Below are 16,167 nucleotides of genomic sequence, written 5' to 3'. Positions count from 1 at the left end.
CTATTCTTCGCGCAAATCATCAAACAAAATAGTTAAAAAAAGATCTGCCTTCATAAAACCTTGTCCCCATATAGGATTTAGATCTGCCAAAGGATCTTTTGCTATAATTTCTTTTAAAGTTAAATTTTCTTTGATAAGTGCACTTACTGTCTTTTCAACTTTAATTAACATATCGCGATAAGAAGTAAGGTCTTTAGTATTGGCAACACTACCGTGACCTGGAATAATTTTTGTTTCTTCATTTGCTATTTTTAAAACTACATTGGCAGCATTTATAATACCCTTTATAGAACCACCGTGATCTTGATCAATAAAAGGGTAACGTCCTTTAAAAAAAGTATCCCCCATATGCATAATATTTGATTTTTGAAAATGAACAATGGAGTCACCGTCAGTATGTGCATTTGGAACATGGAAAAGAACGACATTGTCACCATTAAAATGTAGTGTCATTGTCTTTGAATACGTAACCACTGGTAAAGCTTTAGGAGGTGACGCAGGCTTTAAACTTTTAAAATACTGAATCATTTGTGGTTCGGACATTGTCTTGCGAACATTATCATGTGCTAGAATTGTACTTTTTTGTTTTACAGCAAATAGTTCATTTCCACCGGAATGATCGGCATGCCAATGAGTATTAATCACAAAACGAACTTTTTGTGGAGTAATTTTATTAATAGCTTCTGTTACTTTAGTATAATGGTGTGCGTACAAATCATCCACAATAAAAACACCATCTTGTCCAACAGAAACAGCAATGTTTCCTCCTGGTCCAGTGAGCATGTGAATATTATTGTCTAGTTTATGACTTCCTATTTCAACTGTTTTCTGAGCCATAAGTAAGCAAGTAAATAGTAACATCGTAACTATAACCAATATGCGTTTTTGCATTTGTTTCTCCATTCAAAAAAAAAGCGCAACTACAAAATAGTAGTTGCGCTTATTTATAATAAACTCAAAATAATTATTCGAGCTCTTCGTACCAAGAGGTAATTTCCTCTAAAGCTTTTTCTCTATCTTTTTCTGAAGAATCATACTTATAGTTCACATTCTCAGGGAAGTATGGACTTAAAGCGTCAGCAGCTATTTTTCGTGCAGAACTGTAAGAATTGCTTAAAGCTTCTATCAAACCTTTGATATTGTCTCTATTTACATCTTCTTTGCTCTTTAAAACAGCAGCTTGATCTCTAAGAGGCACAACAACTTCTTGTTCTGCCAACCACGCATCAATATCTTTCTTCGCAAGATCACGTTTATCTTTTTCCGCTTTTGCATTCCAATCAAAAATATTGTTGGTCACTTTATTGAGTTCACTAATAGCTTTTGCTCTAGTGCTCTCTTCTGCAGAATCTAAATAATCGATCAAAAGTTTTGCGTTTTGCAAGTCAAGAATTGTAGTTACTCCACCTTTTAAACCACTAGCAATACTATCTATGCGATATAAAGGCTCTTGTTTTTTAAACCAAGCATCAATTTCATTAAGTGTTTTAGTGCGTTCTTCAATATTATCACTCCAAACGAGATCTTTACTCGTTTCGCGACGTAACCAAGAAATAGCAATGTTACTTAATTCCGGTGCCGGTTTTTTGCCTTTCAAAATCGCGATCATTTCAAGTGCACGTGTACGAGCTTGACGACTTGAAAGATTTGTTTCTAAATAGCGACTGTACAATTTTTCCAATAGATTTGTTTTGTTATAAGCTAACCACGAATCCCAAAGTTTTAAAGCATTGCTTTGTTTTTCAGGAGCAGTCGCATCATAACCATAATTGTTTTTTGTATAGCCCTGTAGAGCTGCAATTGATGCTTCGCGAATCGTTAAAGAATCACTGCGTAATCCGTCAACAAGTTCGGTTGCAGCGCTTAGACCGCGTGCATTTGCAAAATCATTGTTGAGCAATGTTTTACCAAGTTGTAAAGCACTACGGAGTTTTTCTTCTTCGCTGTGAAGAAGAACTTCTACATTCTCGGAGTACCACTTTTTCCAATCAGCAATTGGTTTTTCTAGCTTATCAACAGGTGCTTTTGGATCATAACCAAAACCTTCACGCACTTGATTTTGAGCATACTTTGTGCTATACGCTTCCAAAGCTTTAAATGCTGAGATGCGAACTTCTTCACTAGAATTACTCAAGTTTTGTACTAGAAAATTAATTGCTGCTGCTTCAGTGGAATTCCCTGCAGCATTTGCCATATTACTTACAGAAGAAATAGCATTTTGCAGATTTTTGTTATCTTCAACAACTTTTTTCTTCGCTACTAACCACTGATTCCAGTCGCTCGCTTCTTTACCATCATTAGCAACTTTTAATGCATCCAAAGCTATTTTACTTTGTGCACCACTCAAGGCATCAACAAGAAGTTGCGCAGTAGCGATTTCTTCAATTGTAGTAACTTGTTTTTTCTCTTCTAAACTTTTAGCAGCGTCTTCAATCTTTTTAGCCAACTTTTTTTGTTGTTCTTCGATAGACTGTTTACGCTCAACAAGCCATTCATTCCACGACTGAAGTGCGGTGTTTCGCTCTTCTTTGCTCGCAGAAGCATTATAACCTTGTAAATCATCAGTTGCTCGCTTTAAAGCTTCAGCAATATTTTTACGTAAATCGTAATCAATATCTTTTCCTAATGCTAAAACTAAAGATTCTATTTTTGACAGACTTTCCAAAGTATTTGCTTCTTTCACATCTAGCTTATCTTCTATTTGCTCAAGAACTTCTTCACTTGTGTCTGCTTGATTCTCTAATTCTCTCTTTAGAGGGTATATCGATTTTTCAATTTCGTATAGTTGATCAAGACGTTGTTCTTCACCAGCATAAGGATCAAATTTAGAAATATCACAACCATATTTTTCCAAAAGCTCACTATATTTCTTTAATACTTTTGGATTAGTTTTATCTGACATTTCACCAATGATATCACGAACATCTTCATAGTCGTCTAAAGAATTGATAGCTCCGCTTAGATCTTCTTTTTGCTTATCTAAATCATCTAACAGTTCTTGAACTTCCTCTTGCAAAGTACTTAGATTTTTTTCTGCTTTATCTAACCACTCAGCATACTCGCGATAATTATCATCAATTTCCTCTTTAGAAGCAGCTTCATCATTGTACTGAACGCTTTCGTCTTTTGCCGCTTCTTGTGCAGGACCGTCATTAATAATATCTGCAGCTTTGTCACGGATTTGTTTAATAGGACTTTGTAAGTATTCAACAACTTTGCGCGTCTGATCTACTTGCTCCTGAGTCCAAAGATTACTTAGGTCTTTAATTTTTGCAGCATCTGCATCTAAAGACTTGCCAAGACTCTCTGATTGTGCTTTTTGCTCATTTTCTTGCCATTTTGCAAACCAATCATCTACTTTTGTCTGCCATTTATCTTCTCCTTGTGGAGAAAAGACAACTTGTGGCTTACTTTCTGCCCAGCGGCTTAGTAGATTGTACCCTTCTTCGCGTACTTTTAAATGACTATCAGATAAAGTAGTAGCAACAGAGATACCTTGATTAAAATCGCCAATAAGAGCTAAAGCTTTGACTGCACCTAAGCGAACATGATCTTGTTCATGAACTAATAGAGGAGAAATAGCACTAATAACATTATTGCCGTATTTCTTTAAAGCATTTTTAGCATCATCGTCAGATATATCACTAGCAACTTCTTTGAGCGTACCCATAAGAGCTGTAGTATCAATACTTTCTTGTTGCTTTTGCTTCCAAAAACTTTGCAATTTAGCGATTTGTATTCCCCATACTTGTTCCTGATCAGGAAGCTGAGGAAGCTTTTCACCGCTAACAATTTCTAATGCTGAAGTAGCTTTAGTACGTACTTCTTTATTCTCATCACCAACAAGTGCAATAACTTCCGACATGTTATCCTGCGATGAAACAGCAATAATAAGATCTAAAACAGCGAGTTGCTCTTTACTATCTTTCGATGAAAGAAGAGATTTTGCACTACTTGCAGCATCTTTGCCAAGTTCTTGCAATTTTTTTACTGTCTCAGCTACCTTGTTATCAGCAACAGATTTTTTAAGATCTGCTTCTACACTTCGTAAAGATTCCTGTTTTTGAATGTTCCAGTTCTTTACCCAATCTTCAACTTTTGCATTTACTTGATCCCATTCCTTTTCATCTTTAGGAACTTGTGGTGCAAAAGCTTCCCCTGTGATTGCGCGAATAGCACTAATAACAAGTTTTCTTTCACTTTCATCTGTTCCAGAAAGGTATGGCTGCAATGCTTTAACACTATCTTTGCTTCCAAACTCAATAAGAGCTGTAATAATTGCTTGTTTTACAACTAAACGTTTATCAGCAAGATAATCTTCTATAACACTGTGATCTTTTAAAGCAACAAGCTTCTTGGCTCCTGCTTCTATATCACTATTTGCTTCTAACTCTTCTGTAACTTTGTCAATAACATCAGAGATATTGTCCTTCAACTGCTCGCGTTTAGCTTCCCACCAACCTTGTAGATTTTTTACTTGCTGCTCACGTTGAATAGATTCAACAGATTCAATTGGTAAGTCACCAACTAATTTCTTTAGAGCCGCTTCTGCAGACTTGCGAGTTGTTTCTTTTTGTAGTAGCAAAATAATTTGCTCAACAGATTGTTTTGCATCAGAAAGAGCTAAAGTTTCAATAGCCCCAATAACAATTTGGTTATTATCATTTGCAAGTTGTTTTTCTACAAAAGAAGTAGCGCTAGATCCTAGAGCAACAATTTCTTTAATCACTTTAGCGCGATCAGTTTTTTCATTAGTAAGACTAACAAGTAACTCATCTACTTTTTTCTTTGTTGCTTGTAAATCACCTTGTTGTTTTTCTTGCAATTTTTGCTGTTGTTCTGACCACCACTTGTTAATTGTCGCTACTGATTTTTGCCATTCACCTTCGTTCTTGGTATCAATAGAAAGATCTTTGATCTCATTTCCGGACAACGACTCAACAGCATTTTTAGCAGCAATTCGCACATTGATATCAGAGTCCGATAACAATTTTGCAATTTCTATCGACATATCGCGGCGTTTCATTTCGCTAAAAATTTCAACAGCATATCTACGAACAATTCCTATTGGAGATTGAAGCTCTTGTTCAACTAATTTTGCTGCTTCAGGACCAAAACTAACAATGCGTTTTTTTACTTCGCTAATGTTTGCTTGTGGGTCACTTAAACTTGTAACTAGTTTTGAAATTTCTTGCTGTTTTTTGTGTTCTACCCACCAAGAATTCCAAGTGTCAATCGCTTCTTGACGTTCATCAGCTTTTGCATCAAAAGTGAAATCTTTTCCAGAAAGAGACACAAGAGCACTGTAAGCACTTGTACGCATTTCTTCAAAAGGATTATTCAAGTGTGTAATCAATTTCGGGATAATCGAGTCTTCACCTAATGATTTCAAATGGTCTATTGCCATGTTTTGAATATTTAGAGGCTGATTTGAGGCAAACATTTCTAAAGAAGTTTCTTTTAAAGCTTCTTGACGTTCAAGCAACCAGTAGTAAGCTTCTTCACGAACTCTGAAATCAACATCTCCTAGATTCGCTCTTAAAACATCAGCTGCATCTTCTTTGCTACTTTTTCCTATAGCTTGGATAGCTGCAAAACGAACTTTAGCACTATCACTTTTCGCTAATTTACTAATTACATTTGGTGCTTTGCTGTATCCAATTTTGGTAATTGCGTCTACAGCAATAAGCTTCAATGACTCATTTTCGTCCTCAAGATATCGAGAGAACAAACTAATTTGTTCTTCTGATGGCGACTGAGATAAAAATGATAACAAGCCTTTTTTACCGTCATTTGAAACTTCTTTATCGCTTAGATATTTTTCAAGATCACTATCTTTTATTTTCAAAGATTCAAGTTCTTTACGCGCATTTTTTTGCTCTAAAATATCGCTAGAAGCTAATTTCTCAAGAACAGTATAAATATTTTCTTGGTCAGTTAACTCTTTTTTATAGTCTAACCACCAAGCAACAAATTCTTTGCGAGAAGATTTTGCCTTTTCAACTACAACGCTGTAGTTTTTCAACACTGCAAGAAAAGGTTTAGCTTCTTCTTCATTACCATCAACAATTTTCTCTGCCAATGTACGAAGATTGTGGGCATTTGTATTTTCTGCAATAATAGACAATAAAGCTACTTGAAGATTCTTGTTCGCATCTTTAAAAAGCTCAGCAACTAATTTGCTATCAGCATGCTCTTTTATAAGAGTAGAAATAGCATCTTTGTTTTCTACATTCTGAATATGTTTTTTCAAATCGCTACGATAAGCATTTGGATATGCTTTCAGTAAAATCTTCAATAATTCAGTTTTAGCACTTGGATTTAATTCAAGTAGATAAAGTGTTGTTGCATCTTTTGCAAAAGATGGATCATTTGCCAAGAATTTATATGAGGCTTTTCGTAGAGCAGAATCATTATTACCAGTTAAGCCCTCAAAAAATCTAGCTGTTTCAGGAGTCTGCCATTCGCCAAGAATTTTAACCGCTTTTAAATTTGCAGAATGACTTTCTACAATTTCTTTGGTCGTAATTTCTTTATGATTTGCAAGAGCTTTCTTTGCTGCAGCGACATCCTCTTTTTTGTCTGAGGTTAGTGCTGTATTCAAGTTTTTTACAACTCTTTGGTAATTTTCATTCCAAGCAGATAACTCTTCTGCTTTGATTTCCGAACCCATAATTTTATCAAGAGCACTTTTCGCTGCATTGAATAACTCTTGGGACTCGTCATTTATAATAAAAGGTAATAAAATCGCTACGTGTTCTTTTCCCATAACAGCAGAACTAGCATTAACGATTGCAATTTTTTGCTCAGTAGTGCTTTTTTCCAAAAGTGCTGGAAATTGCTTTTTCGCTTCTTCGGCGTTTGTTTTAACTAAAATAGAAAATGCTTCTACATCCACTCCTTTAGCTAAACGCTTCTGAGCAAGTTCAGCAGCCTTTGCTTGTTCAACAACACTTAATTTTTTCAATATTGCATTTTCAACAGAAGCATCTTTAGCTTTAGAATAGGCATTCACAAGCTTTTCTGATACTTTTTCACCTTTTTCGTCTATTAGAGATAATGCTAATTTTTTTAACTCAGCGCTTCCTTCTTGCGAAAGAATATCTAATAATAGTTTTTGACTGTCGCTTGCATTAAGTCTGTGTAAACAACCAAGAATTGCTTTTTTAACAGCAACATCTTTTTCTTTTGACAATGCTTCTTTTAGCTTTGTAAAGTCACCGTTTACCTCGTATAGTTTTGCACGAACAGCTGCATTTTCTTCTTTTGCCAAACGCTCTGTAGCATAAGAAGCTTTTTTATCTCCCAGAAGATTCAAATACTGATTTAGCGCTAAAAGCTGTAACTCATTATTTTTTTCTTCTTGCGAAGTTTTCACTAAAAAACTTTTAACAGTATTGTTGTTTGCTTTAGCAACCGTGTTAAGTAAAGATTTTTTAGTATTTTCGTCCGTCACTTCGGAATATTTTTTAACTAAACCATCAACATAGCTAGCTAAGTGATTTTTCGGTAGCTTATCACAAAAAGCAATAAGTACTTCATTGCTTTTTTCCGCTGAAAAAGCAGCAACTAAGTCGGTAAATTTTTGAGATTGTACTTGATAAAGAAGAGTTATTTTATCTGCAACTTCGAGAGCAGAAAAATGACCAACAAGCGCGCTCGAAGCTTGCGAATTATCTTCTTGTAGTAGATACTCCACAATCTTTTTTGAGATAGCATTTTTTTGCGCTACGTGACTAGCTAATGCCTCATAAAAATCTGGTGTGGTGTAGTGAATTGCTTTTTCTACAGAGGAAGCATCTTTGAGTGTTTTCTGTACAAAATCAACAGCACTCTTGTGTTTAGCATCTGCAAGTTTAAATGCAAGAGATAAATCTTTTTCTGCTGAAGCATCAAATAATTTTTGCAATGGAACAAGAACTTGAGAATCTTGCAACTTTTTCCAAGCTTTAAAAGTATTTGCAATACTAGCTTTCTTGATTTCTGTATTGTTACTATTTAAACCTTTTGCAACTACTTTTAGAGCTTCTGGGGTTGGATAGTTACCAAGAAGTCTGATAATTCTTTCTTTACCAGCATCGCTAGCTTTATCATAACTTTTAATTAATACTGAACTGCTAGATATACCATACTCTAGTATTTTATTGTATGCATCTTCGGCATCTTCTGTTTCTTCTGAATTTAACCAGTATACAAGTTCATCTATATTTTTCCACTTTTGCCACTCACCAATGCTTGGTACACGCGAAGCCAAATCAGCTTGTGAATTGTATCCAAAAGTTTGACCAGTTGCCTCTGATAGTTTATCAAACGCTGTCTGACGAACATCTAAATCTTCGTCCCACAAGAAAGAAACGAGGATACCAATGTTATCGCGGTTGACAAGTGGTAAAACTTTTTTTAGAGCTTGCAAACGCACCGAACTACTTTGGGAGTTTTGCGCAATGCGGACTAAAATATCTGTACCAATTTGTTTCTGGTATTTTGCTGCGCAGGCAATTATTTCGTTTAGCACTTTGTCTTTTTCTTGGGAAAAATCTAATTTTTCTGCCTGAAGTAAAAGTTTTGCTAGTTGCTCATCACTGCCTTGTTTGCTAATTTTTTCGTAAATAGTTGCTTTAACGTCGGGATAATTTTCCGTTTGTAGTGCTGCAAATAAAGTATCAAGAGCTTTCTCTTTTTTGAGAGTCACAAGCCCATTAATAGCTTCCATACGCACAGCAGGAATTTCATGATTTAAAAGCTTAAGAAATTCAGCTTCTGCAACAAGAGCTTCCCAGGTAATTAAGGCACCCATCATTTTTTTCATGACGTTTACATCGTCTTCGCTTTTTAGAGCGCTCACAAAAATTTCAATTACTTTATCTTTGTGGTCTGTAGCCGTGAGAAGCAAATCTACACAATGTTCGCGAACCTTTACATTGCTATGATTTAACCCACTTATTAGAGTATCAAGTGATTTAGAAAGATCAGCGCTTAACTGATCTAGTGTTGCTGCTACTATTTTTCCATCATCTGAAGCTAGTTTTTCCAACTCATTACTGGGTTGTTTTTCACTATCATCTTCAGACTTTTCAACGTCATCTTCAGATTCGTCACCTTCATCTTCAGATTTTTCACCATCTTGTGGTGGGTTTTTTTCGTCGTTTTTAGGTTGTTCTTCATTCGTTTGATCATCAACCTGATTATCGTCATTTTGTGCGTTTATGGCGACGTTGAAGACTAACAAGAACATCGCAATTAAAAGCACAATGTTTTTTGGGTTGAACTTCATAAAGAAGCCACTGCCTTTCTATATATGTCCTAGAAAATAAACTTTGAGTAGGGTATATCAATGTATAACGAGGTTTTCAGACCTCTTGAAGCTACGGAGTGTAGCAAAATTAAACTTTAGCGTCAACGAAAATTTCTAGTGTGATTCTGAAATACAAATTGAAATTATTTGTATTGAAGAAATAAGCAACATATAATATATTTTAGCGAGTTTAAACTAAACTGTAATTCAGAAAGGTATAACAATATGCATAACTTAAAAACTGTTTTTATATGCACGCTCATTTTCTTTTTTGTAGGGTGTAGTTCTAGCGAAGAAAAATACGAACGCATCTCACGACAAGAAACAGCGTTAAAAGAAGAGCGAAAAAAAATAGTCAACTTACAAAATGCTATAGAAGATGCCGCGAAAGCGCATTCCAATTTGAAAAAACGCTATGAAGCTTTGGAAAGTACTCGTAATGAAAACTACAGTGCAGGAAATCCTTTAGGCCCAAACCCTCCGAGCGTCGATGATTCATACGGAGATCAATTACGTCAAATAAAAATAAACTACGAAGAGATTACCACAAAAATAGAAGAACTATTCGAGGAAAGAAAACGTATTGTTGAAGAACAATATAACTAGTGCGATAATATGAATAAAATTACATTTCTAATATTGTTGTTTTTCATAGCTTTATGTAGCTGTGAAAAACAACAATCACAAAAAAAAGCCAATACTATTTACCTTCAACTTAACTGGTTTCCTGAAGCAGAACATGGTGGATTTTACACAGCACTAATTCTTGGGTATTACAAAGAACAAGGTCTAGATGTAAAAATCATTCCTGGTGGTCCTGGAATGCCTGTTCTACAACAAATTGCTCGCGGAGGTAAACAATTCGGTGTGTCAAATGCCGATCGTGTGCTTCTTGCGCACTCGCAAGAAGCAAAAATAACAGCTGTCATGGCACCTATTCGTAAAAGCCCGCGCTGTATAATGTTCCACAAAAGCACCTCCATCACAACTCTCGAAGAAATTAGCAATATGACCTTAATAATGTCGGCCTCTGCATCTTTTTCACATTATGTCAAATATAAGCTGCCGCTAAAAGGAGTGACCATAGTACCTTATACAGGTAATATAACTCACTTTCTCTTAAACAAAAATAGTGCACAACAAGCTTACATATTTAGCGAACCGTTTGTTGCAAAAAACAAAGGTGTAGAAATAAAAAATATCTTAGTCGCCGACGCTCTTGACTTCAATCCATACACAAGTGTGTTAGTTACTTCGCAAGATTACGCCAAAAAACATAGCAAAATTGTAAAAAAAATAGCAATAGCAAGCCGTAAGGGATGGCTGAAATACTTAGAGTCTCCGCAAAAAACCAACGAATACATTCATTCAATCAACAAAGAGATGAGTCTAGATATACTAAAATACGGAGTAGAATCTCTTCGTCCTCTTGTTTTCGATAAACTAGAAAAACATGAGACATTGGGAATTATGGAAGAAAAACGGTGGGAAACATTACTACAACAAATGCACGAAGCCAAAATGCTAGATAAAAAAACCGTGAAAATAAACGAAGTGTTTAGTAATGAGTATTTGGATGATTAACTCATAAAAACGATGGCTAGTACTCTGTTACATTCATCATTAACCAAAACTCAAACGTAGAAATTTTACTGATTTGCGAGCCCCTCACATCAGCTAAAGCCGATTACTCCCCCAAGGGGGAGTTTACGTATATCAAAAAGTACTGAAAAAACGCAACCTCCGTTTGAAGCACTTAATATAGATATTTTCAAAGTTGTGCACTGACATGTCGTTTCTTCACATTCAAAGAAACATACGTAGGTCCTTCCCGTGGGAGGACAGCTGGCATAGCCAGCAGGGCATCGCAAACCTTTATAAATTATACCTCTACATCTTATAATACAAGAACTTGCAGAATAGATTTTCTTTTGGGCAGGTATATAGAGATGGTATAAAACCGGTACAAAACAACTCCTACATCACACTTAGTTCAAATCACAAAATTTCGTTGTTCAGTTTTAAAACATCAATCTCTACGTTTGTAATGCTCTAATAAATAATACTTTCGCTTTTTATGAAAATATTCAAGCACTTCTACGAAATCTGTACCCAATAATTCACACATAAATTCAACAATAAGCTCATTAGGTGTTGCCCAAGGTCTTATTTGAAGTAGTTTATCTACAGCGACTTCATAATCTTTGTAGGCGTCTAAAAAACAACCTAACGCAACTGCTGTTGAACGACTTTTTCCATGAAAACAGTGAATTAAAAAGTCACCACTTCTTTGAAAAAAATCTAAGGATTTTTCACAGTCATTGCGCGTAGGTAGTGTCAGTTTAATAGATAACTTGTTTAAGTTATCAGATGCTTTGACTATGTCATCAAAACGCAAATACAACACTTCTTTAGTTTTTTTCAAATTTGATATCGGATCAAGAGGACTTGATATTGAAATCGCATTATAAAAGAACGGGTTTTGCTCTAAAAGCTTTTGCGCTTCTACTCTTGACGCAATAACAATATTATTCATCACAGAACTGCGTTTATGCCATCAATAATATCTTGTTGTGATAATCTCTCGTATTTTTTACCTTCGCCAGGATATTTTATTTGCAAGCAATTATCTTCATACGAAATTGCCTTTTCCGAAGTTCCACTTATGTGAACGGAACCGAATTTCTTATTAAATTCCGTTATAAAATCTTTATCGTCAGTCTTACTCTTTACACTCGCTTCAAAATTTTCGAGAAGTTCACTAATCGATCCCATTTGTAAAAAACTATCTGTGTTAAAGCTTTCCCAATCGATAGAGAAAGTTAATTTCTTCCCCAAAGCTTCTTGTAAGGAATCACTAACTGTAAGCAAATTGCGCTCAATCGTCAATTTTCCTGGAGATGGTTTCATATGTAAAGGATCTACTTTTCCACTAGAGAACGAAGGCAAAAATTCATCAACATTATGAATGCGTATCATTTGAATACTATCAGTACTAAAATAAATCAAATCATGTCTCTGGTAATTACTCTCTACAGCAAGTAACACTAAACCAGGTTTGCTATCTGTTTTAATTTCTATTACTTTACCAGTAACACATCCACCATGACTAAAAGTGAACGTAACACTAACTACATTGCCATCACTTTGATTTTGCAAACGATTTTTTAAATATTGCAATTCACATAAAATATCGCGAATAGGCCGCGCGGGCATTTTTTGCACTAAATCGCGAATTTTAGGAGGCTCTTTATCTCCAGTAAGTGCATTTCCGAGCACCTCCTTAATTGCCTCCGTTCGCTCTTCAACATAATCAACATTTGTTAAACGGTGGTCTATTTTCAGAACTCTATTTGTAAAAGAAATAGCTGATCTACCATAAGTTTCCGAATGATTGCAAACAATAATATTTTCTAAATTGTTTTGTAATGCTTTTTTACCTAACTCATCGCAACAAATAGCTTTTAAAGCTTCCAAAAGCGGAAGAAAATATAGCTTAGAAAAATCGTTTGCATAATTTTCAGGATAACCTTCCTTGGCAATACTATCCCAGTCAATATCTATTGTAAGAGAAAAACCGGCGGTTTCATCTAGCGATTTCTTAAGCTTTTTATATTCATTTTGTTGAAAATTTTCTATTGCTTTGCGTTCTTGCAATCCCATGTTCATTAATCCTTTACTTGTAGTAGTCTTCTATTGCTTTTGCCTGTGAAATTAGCTCTTCCGCTTTTTTGTCATTTTTCATTACGTATGTTCCTCGGCGATAAAACTTTGCTAAGCCATGCATTCCTTTTGTACTATGATGTTCAACTGCTTTTTGAATCCAAGTGTAAGCTTCTTTATATTTTCTACGTTTATATGAAAGAATACCTAACTCATACATTGCATTATAATTACTACTTGTTGCTGCTTTTTGGTAAAGCTCGCGACTCTTCGCTGTATTTTGAATAACACCATATCCTTTGTTGTAAGCATGCGCTAAACTAAAAAAAACATCACCATTGTATAAGTTTTTTTCGATAGCGTTTTTCAATAAATCAACGCTTTTTTTAGGATCTTGATCCACTCCCCAGCCTTTATTGTACAAATGTGATAATCGTGATACAGCATGGGCATTGGAATACTCCATTCCTTTTTCGTATAGTATTTTTGCTTCACCATATTCTTTGTTATTTTCGTGGAGAAAACCTGCAGCACTATATAACACAGGCTTAGTATAACTAGCATGTTCCTTTAACCACATGAGCGCCACCTTAGGATACACTTGTTCAAAGAGTTGCAAACAACGAGTAAAAAAAGGATCGTTATTCATTGCAAGGTCAAATGCTATTTTTTGCTGCTCACTAAAAGAAATTTCTTGGTCTATAAAATATGCAAAAAGTAAATGACGAATTGCTCTCACCCGGTCATTTTTTTGTAGGTACATATCCGACATCAATAAGTATGCTTTTGCTTGAGAAGTATTTATACTTTTTTTATCATGCAAGTCGATAATTTGTTGCAAGTATGAGTGTAATTCTTTCCAATTTTGTTTACGATGGTATATCTTAGAAAGTTCCCAAAGAGCTTTCAGATGTTCATTTTTAAATAACAATGTTTTTTTGTAATCAGGAATAGCTCGTGGGTAATCACGAAGTTGATGATAAGCAAACCCGCGATGATAATAAAGCTCTGGATCTTCGCGCTGTTTTTCTATCGCCTTTGAAAAAAGCTCAATCGCTTTCTCATAATCACCCAGCGCAGAATAACATAGTCCTTTTGCTATAATTATAGCCGTAGCTTGTGAAGTTTTTTCAAGAACATCATTATAAAGATCAATAGCTTTTAAGAACTTACCATCGCGAAAAAGTATGTCACCGCTAAGCTTTTTGATTTCTAATTTACGAAGAGACAGTTCATCTTGCAAATGAGAAATTTCAGCATTGTTTTGGGTAATTTTTTCGCGTAATTTATCACCATCACCATATAAAAACCAACTATAAGTAGACAAAGCAACAATGGTTAGAAAAACAGCAATGCGCTTAACAAAAGCATAAGTTCTTTCTGCTTTTGTTTCTTGAAATGATTTGGAAAATTGCTGTAAATCATTTTTAAGCTGAGTAACATTTTGATAACGACCTTCCTTAGACTCATGCAAACATTTTAGGCATATAGCCTTGAGCCTTTTTGGCATCTCATCTTTTATTTTAGGTAAAGGAAATGGTGGAACTTTCATAACAAGTTCATAGAGAATAGTGCCAATGGTATAAACATCGCTGCGTTCATCAATATCATGAACACTACCATTCATTTGCTCAGGAGGCATATACTGAATACTACCAACGACTTGTCCTGTACGCGTATATTTTTCCTCATCCATTTTTTTAGCTATGCCAAAATCGACAACCTTAACATGATTATTAATGTCAAGCATGATATTAGAAGGTTTTAAATCTCGGTGAATAATACTTTTTGCGTGGGCATGTTCAAGCGCATCGCATATCTTAACTACAATTTCAATTGTTTCTTCTAATGGAAAGGGGCGCCCTTGCTCTTGAAGCTCTTTCAAAGTTTTGCCTTCGATAAATTCCATAGAGAAAAACATACGATTGTTGTAAAAAAACTTATCAAATATGCGAATGATATTAGGATGATCTAACTTAGAAACAATGTCCATTTCTCGCGTAAAACGTTTTCTAATTTCTTCTGGCACATCCTCTTCGCGAATAGTTTTCAAAGCTACATAGCGGTTATTTTCTGTATCAAAAGCTTTATAAACAATTCCCATTCCTCCGCGCCCGATCTCAACTAAATCGTGATATGGACCGATCTTATGCGCTTTGGTAATTGTCGAAGCATCAATAAAAGAATTGTCAGGTTTTTCTCCCTCAGACATTACCATAGTAGCAGCACTACTCTCTAAGTCCCAAGGGTTTTCGATATTTGAATCAACTAAAGTGGCTTCGCTAGGCACACCTGGAGTAGGTGTATTTTCACTAGGTAAAGTTTCGCTTTTTAAGTATTTATTTGTATCTGCTGTTGTTGAAATACCGCCAACATTTGTTTTATCACCTACTTCGCTAATCGTCGCATCTTCAGAAACATTTGCACACTCACTAATTGTCATATCACTATTAGATTGATACACCACCATACCATCTTTTTTAGCTAGGCTTTTTTTGTCGGTATTTACTTTACTCGTTTCATCAATGAGTTTTTGGTATATTGTGTGTAATTCCAGAAGCAGAGGATTATTTTGATCCTCTAACAAAGCATTCTCAAGTATAGAACCGGCAAGCTCATATTGTTGCTCCTGTAAATTAACAAGACACTTTCTTGCCATAACAATAGATGGGTTTTCCGGCGATTGTTGCGATATTTCACTAAGAGCATTGTATGCTTCTTGCCACTCATACCTAGATGCTGCACTAAGCACTTCGCTATATTTTTTTTCTATACCACCAGTCATGAATTAATATCCTTGTGTACCTTGAAGACTATTTAATATACGTTTATATTTTTCTTTTTCTTGACCTGTTGAATTTTGATAGCGATATTGTGCAAAATCTACAGCACTTTTACCATTGTCTCTTGTCAACTGAGCATTTGCTGCATTGATCATTAACAATTGTACTATATCAACATAACCAAGGTCAGCAGCAATCATTAAAGCGGTTTTACCACCATCGGAAGATTGGTGGTTGATAAAAGAACTTTGAGCATTTTGTTGCAAAATATCTTGTACTATATACAAATAACCGAACTCGCAAGCAAGCATCAACATATTATAATCGCGGTCATCGCGGGCATTGGAACGTACTAAAAATCCAAGATGTTCTTTAAAATGAAAGTTTTGAATTACAACTGTCGGATGAAAACCGCTTGTCAAACTA

8 protein-coding genes are annotated in these 16,167 nt (G+C 35.2%); 2 read left to right on the top strand and 6 right to left on the bottom strand.

The features are described from left to right. Both UABHE_RS03570 and UABHE_RS03565 read right to left on the bottom strand, forming a co-directional pair. Positions 1-891: an MBL fold metallo-hydrolase gene (locus UABHE_RS03570; RefSeq protein WP_372368851.1), complete on the bottom strand. Its 891-nt coding sequence runs from the start codon at positions 889-891 to the stop codon at positions 1-3. Between the two features lie 73 nt (positions 892-964). Continuing rightward, entirely contained in the window at positions 965-9,274 is an 8,310-nt protein-coding gene (locus tag UABHE_RS03565) for a HEAT repeat domain-containing protein (protein ID WP_372368850.1), read from the bottom strand. Between the two features lie 246 nt (positions 9,275-9,520). On the opposite strand from UABHE_RS03565, the gene UABHE_RS03560 reads away from it, so the two are divergent. Both UABHE_RS03560 and UABHE_RS03555 read left to right on the top strand, forming a co-directional pair. Next, positions 9,521-9,901 carry a hypothetical protein gene (locus UABHE_RS03560; protein ID WP_372368849.1) on the top strand — a complete coding sequence of 127 codons (381 nt, stop codon included), beginning with the start codon at positions 9,521-9,523 and terminating at the stop codon, positions 9,899-9,901. Between the two features lie 9 nt (positions 9,902-9,910). After that, positions 9,911-10,879, top strand: a complete 969-nt coding sequence (locus UABHE_RS03555; protein ID WP_372368848.1) for an ABC transporter substrate-binding protein — start codon at positions 9,911-9,913, stop codon at positions 10,877-10,879. Positions 10,880-11,324: 445 nt separating this feature from the next. Here the strand turns inward: UABHE_RS03555 and UABHE_RS03550 are convergent, their stop codons facing one another. From UABHE_RS03550 to UABHE_RS03535, 4 genes are read right to left on the bottom strand one after another with little or no spacing between them, the layout of a single operon-like run. Further along, positions 11,325-11,831 carry a hypothetical protein gene (locus UABHE_RS03550; RefSeq protein WP_372368847.1) on the bottom strand — a complete coding sequence of 169 codons (507 nt, stop codon included), beginning with the start codon at positions 11,829-11,831 and terminating at the stop codon, positions 11,325-11,327. Further along, positions 11,831-12,958, bottom strand: a complete 1,128-nt coding sequence (locus tag UABHE_RS03545) for a hypothetical protein (protein WP_372368845.1) — start codon at positions 12,956-12,958, stop codon at positions 11,831-11,833. Before UABHE_RS03545 ends, UABHE_RS03550 begins: the two co-directional genes overlap by 1 nt. A gap of 13 nt (positions 12,959-12,971) precedes the next feature. Beyond that, a complete protein-coding gene (locus tag UABHE_RS03540) occupies positions 12,972-15,743 on the bottom strand; it encodes a protein kinase (protein ID WP_372368844.1) in 2,772 nt (923 codons plus the stop codon). A gap of 3 nt (positions 15,744-15,746) precedes the next feature. After that, a complete protein-coding gene (locus UABHE_RS03535) occupies positions 15,747-16,163 on the bottom strand; it encodes an ankyrin repeat domain-containing protein (RefSeq protein ID WP_372371561.1) in 417 nt (138 codons plus the stop codon). Positions 16,164-16,167 lie beyond the last annotated feature (4 nt).

The sequence above is a fragment of the Candidatus Uabimicrobium helgolandensis genome (assembly GCF_041508025.1).
GTDB classification, from domain to species: Bacteria; Planctomycetota; Uabimicrobiia; order Uabimicrobiales; family Uabimicrobiaceae; genus Uabimicrobium; species Uabimicrobium helgolandensis.
Note: the sequence above shows the minus strand (reverse complement) of the source record. Positions and strands in the feature narration are given on the sequence as shown.